At 62.1% G+C, this 6,944-nt stretch carries 5 protein-coding genes; 1 reads left to right on the top strand and 4 read right to left on the bottom strand.

The genetic code is table 11. The features are described from left to right. Together QZL63_RS09765 and QZL63_RS09760 are read right to left on the bottom strand one after the other, a co-directional pair. On the bottom strand, positions 1-476 hold a 476-nt coding region (locus QZL63_RS09765), incomplete at its 3' end, for a glycosyltransferase family protein (protein ID WP_290586781.1). 7 nt (positions 477-483) lie between these two features. After that, a complete protein-coding gene (locus tag QZL63_RS09760; RefSeq protein ID WP_022309120.1) occupies positions 484-1,230 on the bottom strand; it encodes a UDP-2,3-diacylglucosamine diphosphatase in 747 nt (248 codons plus the stop codon). Between the two features lie 166 nt (positions 1,231-1,396). Between QZL63_RS09760 and QZL63_RS09755 the strand changes: the two genes are divergently transcribed. Beyond that, a complete protein-coding gene (locus QZL63_RS09755; RefSeq protein ID WP_022309119.1) occupies positions 1,397-3,628 on the top strand; it encodes an inorganic phosphate transporter in 2,232 nt (743 codons plus the stop codon). Between the two features lie 106 nt (positions 3,629-3,734). Here the strand turns inward: QZL63_RS09755 and der are convergent, their stop codons facing one another. Both der and QZL63_RS09745 read right to left on the bottom strand, forming a co-directional pair. Continuing rightward, entirely contained in the window at positions 3,735-5,039 is a 1,305-nt protein-coding gene (gene der, locus QZL63_RS09750) for a ribosome biogenesis GTPase Der (RefSeq protein WP_022309118.1), read from the bottom strand. A gap of 125 nt (positions 5,040-5,164) precedes the next feature. Continuing rightward, a partial coding sequence (locus tag QZL63_RS09745; RefSeq protein WP_290586778.1) for a cation:proton antiporter occupies positions 5,165-6,944 on the bottom strand: 1,780 nt, incomplete at its 5' end.

The raw sequence follows: 6,944 nt of genomic DNA, 5'->3' as shown, positions 1-6,944 counted from the left end.
AGCAGGAATCCCTGGATTCCGGTTCCGCGTCCGTAGGGGTAGAGAATGTGGTTGAGCAGAAACTGGTGGGCGATGCCGGTCATCGGGATCCGGATCGCAAAGCGGCGGACGGTCAGCCCCGTGAGCAGTTCGTAGAAGTTCACGATCCGGTCGGGCTGCAGCTCCTCGATCCGGCGTCGGATCAGCCGCATGCTGCGGTCGAAGGCCTTGAGCCGCCGGGGGACGGCATTGGCCAGGAGTGTGCGGAACATGCTGACGCTCCGATTGCAGCGGTCGAAGGCGAAACGCGGGGCTTCGAATTCGGTGACCGGGGCGCCGATGCGCTCGAAGAAGAAGTCGGGGAGCCTCCGTTCGGGGCTGCGTCCGACGAGAATGCCGACCACCTCGTGGCCGTTGCGGCGGAGGATGCCGGCAAGCGAGAGGGCCTGGGTCAGGTGACCGCGCCCTTCTCCCTGAATGGCGAACAGGTAACGCATCGGGTCTCTATTTTTCGGGGTCGTAGCGGAGGATCTCCCAATTGCCGTCGTAGTCCTCGGCCAGGGCGGTGAGCGATTCGACCCAGTCGCCCGAGTTGAGGTAGAGCATGTTGCCGATCATGCGTTTGTCGGCCTGGTGGATGTGCCCGCAGATCACACCGTTGCAGCCTTTCTGTGCGGCGATCTCCACCAGGTGCTTCTCGAAGTCGCTGATGTAGGAGACCGAGGCCTTGACCTTCTGTTTGATCTTCTGCGAGACGGAGTAGTAGGGCAGCCCCCGTTTGAGGCGCCGCCGGTTGTAGATGCGGTTGAACCACATGAGCGCCGAGTAGCCCACGTCGCCGATCTTGGCCAGCCACTTCATCGACGAGGTGACGTGGTCGAACACGTCGCCGTGCAGCACGTAGAAACGCTGCGATCCGCTGATGTGGATGTAGTCCCTGAGCACGGTGATGTTGGCGAAACGGAGCGGCAGGACGCGGTCGAGAAAGTCGTCGTGGTTGCCGCGCAGGTAGATGATGTGCGTGTCGTGCTGGATCTCGAGCAGGCGGCTGATGAAGTTCGTGTGGCGGCGTTTCCACTTTTCGCGCCGTCCCCGGATGAGTTCCCATCCGTCGATGATGTCGCCGCAGAGGATCAGTGTGTCGCAGGTGTGGTATTTCAGGAAGCGGTTGGCCTCCTTGGCCTTCGACCATTTCGATCCGAGGTGGATGTCCGACATCACGATGGTCTTGTAATGGTGTGTTTCAGACATGAGTGTCTTCGTTTAGGACGCGACAAAAGAACGCGACCTTTTTTTCGAAGCGGCGACATGCGTGTTACGATTCGGTGAAAGCGGCCGGTGTAACTGAAATTTAACATCCGGGAAAACGATCCGAAACACCCGGTGGGCATCTTTGCGCGACCAATTGGAATAAATCATGGAAACTGTCTACTTCGGAATCATCCTGTTCCTCTTTCTGCTCGCGATCTTCGACCTGGTGGTCGGCGTGAGCAATGATGCGGTGAATTTCCTTTCGTCGGCCGTCGGCGCCAAGGTGGCGCCCTACCGTGTGATCATGTGGATCGCGGCCACGGGCATTCTTTGCGGAGCGCTGATGTCCAACGGCATGATGGAGATTGCCCGCCACGGAATCTTCCGTCCCGAGCAATTCTTCTTTCAGGAGCTTGTCTGCATCTTCCTGGCCGTGATGGTCACCGACGTGCTCGTGCTCGACGTGTTCAACACGCTGGGCCTGCCGACCTCGACCACCGTATCGATGGTATTCGAGCTGCTGGGCGGTACGTTTGCCCTCACGCTGGTGAAGATGGCCGGGACCGAAGGCATGCACTTCGCCGATTACCTCAATACGGAGAAGGCCCTTTCGGTCATCATGGGCATCTTCCTCTCGGTGGCGATTGCCTTCTTTTTCGGTATGGTCGTGCAGTGGCTCGCCCGTCTGGTCTTTACGTTCCGCTACCGGGAGCGGCTCAAGTGGACGATCGGCCTGTTCGGGGGTATCGCATCGACTGCGATCGTCTACTTCATGCTGATCAAGGGCGTCAAGGACACGACGTTCATGACCTCCGGGGCCAAGGCGTGGATCGCCGCCCACGGCACCCTGATCGCCGGCTGCTGCCTGGTGGGCTTCACCCTGCTGATGCAGGTGCTGCACTGGCTGCGGGTCAATGTCTTCAAGGTGGTCGTCCTGCTCGGGACCTTCGCCCTGGCCCTGGCCTTTGCCGGCAACGACCTGGTCAATTTCATCGGAGTGCCGCTGGCCGGCTACGACTCCTATCTGGACTATGCGGCCCACGGTGCGGGCAGCGATACCTACCTGATGTCGTCGCTCAACGAACCGGCCCGTACGCCGTTCCTCTTCCTGGCCGCGGCGGGTGTGATCATGGTCTGGACGCTCTGCACGTCGAAGAAGGCGCAGAAGGTCATCAAGACCTCGGTCGATCTGTCGCGCCAGGACGAGGGCGAGGAGATGTTCGGCTCGTCGGCCGTGGCGCGGAGCATCGTCCGCACGTCGATGTCGCTGGCGCAGACGCTTTCGAACATCACGCCGCCGCGCATGCGGGCCTGGATCAACGCCCGCTTTTCGCAGGACGAGGCCGTGCTGGCCGACGGTGCGGCCTTCGACCTGGTGCGCGCTTCGGTCAATCTGTTGCTGGCCAGCCTGCTGATCGCACTCGGTACGTCGCTGAAGCTGCCTCTCTCGACCACCTACGTCACGTTCATGGTGGCCATGGGTACGTCGCTTGCCGACCGTGCCTGGGGACGTGAGAGCGCCGTGTTCCGCATCACGGGCGTGCTGTCGGTCATCGGCGGGTGGTTCATCACGGCCGGTGTCGCCTTTACGGCCTGCTTTTTCGTCGCGCTGGCGATGTACTATGGAGGTACGGTGGTGATGGTTGCGTTGATCCTTCTGGCGGCCGCCCTGCTTGTCCACAGCAACATCCGCTACCGCCGCAAACTGCGCAGCGAGCATGAGGACGACCTCTTCAAACGGATCCTTGTCGAGAAGGACAAGACCGAGGTCTGGAACCTGCTGCGCCGCCACGTGAGCGGCACACTCTCCGACATGCTGGACTATACGGCGGGAAACTACCGCGCTGTTACCGACGGTTTTGTCGGCGAGGACCGGCGGGCCCTGCGCCGAGTCGCGCAGCAGGTCGATCGGAAGAAGGAGATGCTGCGCAAGGTCCGGCGGCGCGAGATGATCGGCATGCGGCGGATCAACCGCAATACGGCGATCGAGAAGAACATGTGGTTCCACCTGGGCAGCAACTGCTGCATCCAGTTCCACTATGCGCTCAAGCGTATGAACGACCTGTGCCGCGAGCATGTGGACAACAACTTCAACCCGCTGCCTGCGGCCTGTGCCGGGGAGTTCCTCCCGGTGCGCGACCGGGTTGTGGCGCTGCTCGAGCGGGCGGGCCATGCGGTCCGGGCCGGCGAGTACGGGGCGATGGACGACCTGCTTGCCGAGAGCGAGGCCGTGCGGGCGCGGCTCGTGGAACTGCAGCGCATCCAGATGGACCGCATCCAGGAGGAGAACAGCAGCATCAACGTGTCGCTGGTCTACCTGAACCTGCTGCAGGAGTCGCTCGAGATCATCTCCTCGCTGCGCCATCTGCTCCGAGCCAGCCGCAACTTCCAGCAGTGACCTTCCCCCGGAAGCGATACGAGAAAGAGGCCCCCGATTGTCGGGGGCCTCTTCCGTATGGTTTGCCGGGTGCTTCCGGCCTGCGGAACGCCTTCCGCGTCGGGAGCTACTTCTGTCGGAAATAGATCTGCATCGGAACTCCCGAGAAGTCCCAGTGGTCGCGGATGTTGTTCTCCAGGAAACGGCGGTAGGGCTCCTTGATATACTGCGGCAGATTGACGAAGAAGGCAAACTGCGGCGTGGGGGTCGGGAGCTGGGTCACGTACTTGATCTTGATGTACTTGCCTTTTGTTGCGGGAGGCGGGTAGTTCTCGATCAGCGGCAGCAGGAAGTCGTTCAGCTCGGAGGTCGAGATGCGGCGCCGGCGCGACTGGTGCACGCGGATGGCAGTCTGCAGCACGTCGAAGATACGCTGCTTGTTGAGCACCGAGGTGAAGATGATCGGAATGTCGTTGAACGGTGCGAGCTTCTTCTTCAGGAACTCGGTCCACTCCTTCATCGTGTTGCTCTCCTTCTCGATCAGGTCCCACTTGTTCACCACGATGACGCACCCCTTGCGGTTGCGGACGATCAGGTTGAAGATGTTCAGGTCCTGCGACTCAAGCCCCTGCTGCGCGTCGAGCATCAGGATGCAGACGTCCGAGTTCTCGATGGCGCGGATCGACCGCATCACCGAGTAGAACTCCAGGTCCTCCATCGTCTTGCCCTTCTTGCGCATGCCGGCCGTATCGACCAGGTAGAAGTCCATGCCGAACTTGTTGTAGCGCGTATGGATCGAGTCGCGCGTGGTTCCGGCGATCGAGGTGACGATGTTGCGCTCCTCGCCCAGCAGGGCGTTCGTGAGCGACGACTTGCCGACGTTGGGGCGTCCCACAACCGTGATGCGGGGCAGGTCCTCCTCCTCTTCGGCCGTCGTGTCGGCGGGCAGCGCCTCGAGGATGGCGTCCATCAGGTCGCCCGTTCCGCTGCCGGTCATCGAGCTGATGCAGAAGGGGTCGCCCAGCCCGAGGGCGTAGAACTCGTGCGAGGAGAAGATCTGGTCGTTGTTGTCCACCTTGTTGCAGACGAGGATCACCTTCTTCGTGGTGCGGCGCAGGATGTCGGCCATCAACATGTCGAGGTCGGTGATTCCCGTGGAGACCTCCACCAGGAAGAGGATGACGTCCGCCTCGTCGATGGCCAGCATCACCTGCCGGCGGATTTCGTCTTCGAAAATGTCGTCGGAATTGACGGTGTATCCGCCCGTGTCGATCACGGAGAACTCCTTGCCGTTCCAGTCCGTCTTGCCGTAATGGCGGTCTCGGGTGGTTCCGGCCGTGGAGTCCACGATCGCCTTCCGTTCGCCGACCAGGCGGTTGAAGAGGGTCGATTTGCCGACGTTCGGGCGTCCTACGATTGCTACGAGGCTCATGTCTGTACCAGTCTGTTTTAAATGTTAGGGCATAGTGCCGTCCCGCAAAGATAACGCAAATCCGCGAGGCTGAAAAATTTTTCGCGCAATTTGCCGAAATCCCCGCACGTCCGGACCTCCGTGCATCAGAGGTAGCGGTCCGTGGCGCCGGCCTGTACGGGGTAGACCAGCACGGCGCTGTAGCCGGCGAACACCTGCTCGAGGTAGCCCGGGATGCGGCTCATCGCCGGGTGGTACGATACCCGGTCGCGGCGGCTCATGACGAACCACAGACAGTCGTCGTCGCGCAGGTCGTGCTCGAGCGACGGAAGGTCGTCCCAGCGGTCGAAGGGGACGAAGCCGATGTTGGCCGGGGCTTTCCGTTCGCGGCGCGGGCGGATGTGCTGGAGCGTGGCGTCGGAGGCGAAGAAGGCCACCTTCGCCCCGGTATTGCGGGCCAGCTGGCGGATGCGCTGCAGCCACATCTGGAATCCGGCCTCCTTCTCGGCGCCGGGCGGGACGATGACCAGGTGGCGCTTGATGGTCGAGAGCGGCTGGGCCGGGCTGTAGATGAAGGTGGTGACGTTGCTCTGCGACAGCACGTCGGTCACCATCTTTCCGATGCCGGGCCCCGACGTGCCGGGAATGCCCGGGATTCCGGGAATGGCGGGCAGCGCCGTGGAGCCGGGGGTTCGCTGGTGCATGCCCAGTACGATGTCGGTGATGTTCCGTTCGCGCACCGTGCTGACGATGGCATTTGCGATGTTCACGTCGTAGCGGAGCAGCTGCTGCAGGTAGAGGTCGCCGGCGGCGGCGGTCTTTGCCGCCCCGTCGAGGAGCTTGCGGGCCCGCTTCTCCATGTTGGGATCGTCCACCCGGTTATCGATGGCGTGCAGCGCATAGAGCCCGTTCGGCTCCTTGGCGCGCTTGATCGTGGCACTGAGGCCGACGAGTTCGTCTACCGACTGTTCGTTGGCTACGGGGATGAGGATGTGCTCCTCGGGGCGCGATTTCTCCTCATCGTTCGTCTGCAGCGCGTTTTTCACGGCGATGTTGTGGGCACCGCGCTGCGTGGCGAAGGTCGAGACGATGCATGTGGCCAGGATCATCAGGATCGTGCCGTTGAGCACGCTCTCGCTCAGCAGACGGATCGGCTCACCGTCGGGCGTATGGCCCAGGATGACGTTGTAGCCCACCATGACGGCGGCGAGCGTGGCGGCCACGTGGGCGCTGCTCAGTCCGAAGATGACAGTACGCTGGTCCTTCGACAGCCGGAAGCTCTTCTGCGTGAGCCAGGCGGCGATGAATTTCGCCACGGTGATCAGGGCGATCATGACGGCCGCCACCTCGAGGCTCTCCCAGTCGCGGAAGAAGGCACGGTAGTCGATGAGCATGCCCACGCCGATCAGGAAGAAGGGAATGAAGATGGCGTTGCCGACGAACTCGATGCGGTTCATCAGCGGTGATGTCTTGGGGATGAGCCGGTTGAGCGCAAGGCCCGAGAGAAATGCCCCGATGATCGGTTCCAGTCCGGCCAGCTGGGCCAGGAAGGCGCCGAGAAAGACCATTGCCAGCACGAAGATGTATTGCGAGACGTTGTCGCTGCACAGCTTGAAGAACCAGTGGGCGATGATCGGAAAGAGCACGACGATGATGAGGATGCAGACCAGCACCGAAATGCCGAGCCTCCACCAGAACGTGTCGTCCACGTTGCCGGTGGCCATCCCGACGATCACGGTGAGCAGCAGCAGGGCGAGCGTGTCGGTGATGACCGTGCCGCCGACGGCGATCGTCACGGCCTTGTCGCGGGCGATGCCGAGCTTGTTCACGATCGGGTAGGCGATGAGCGTCTGCGAGGCGAAGAGACCCGCCAGCAGGATCGACGAGTAGATCGAGAATCCGAGGATGTAGTATCCGGCCAGAATG

Source organism: Alistipes sp. CAG:268 (assembly GCA_000434235.1).
GTDB classification, from domain to species: Bacteria; Bacteroidota; Bacteroidia; order Bacteroidales; family Rikenellaceae; genus Alistipes; species Alistipes avistercoris.
The sequence above is the reverse complement of the archived record's forward strand: the minus strand, read 5'-3'. Positions and strand labels throughout refer to the sequence as shown.

Excerpts from the sequence above, each read along its gene's own strand:
- QZL63_RS09760 (WP_022309120.1), bottom strand. The coding sequence starts at position 1,230 with ATGTCTGAAACACACCATTACAAGACCATCGTGATGTCGGACATCCAC.
- QZL63_RS09755 (WP_022309119.1), top strand. The coding sequence starts at position 1,397 with ATGGAAACTGTCTACTTCGGAATCATCCTGTTCCTCTTTCTGCTCGCG.
- der (WP_022309118.1), bottom strand. The coding sequence starts at position 5,039 with ATGAGCCTCGTAGCAATCGTAGGACGCCCGAACGTCGGCAAATCGACC.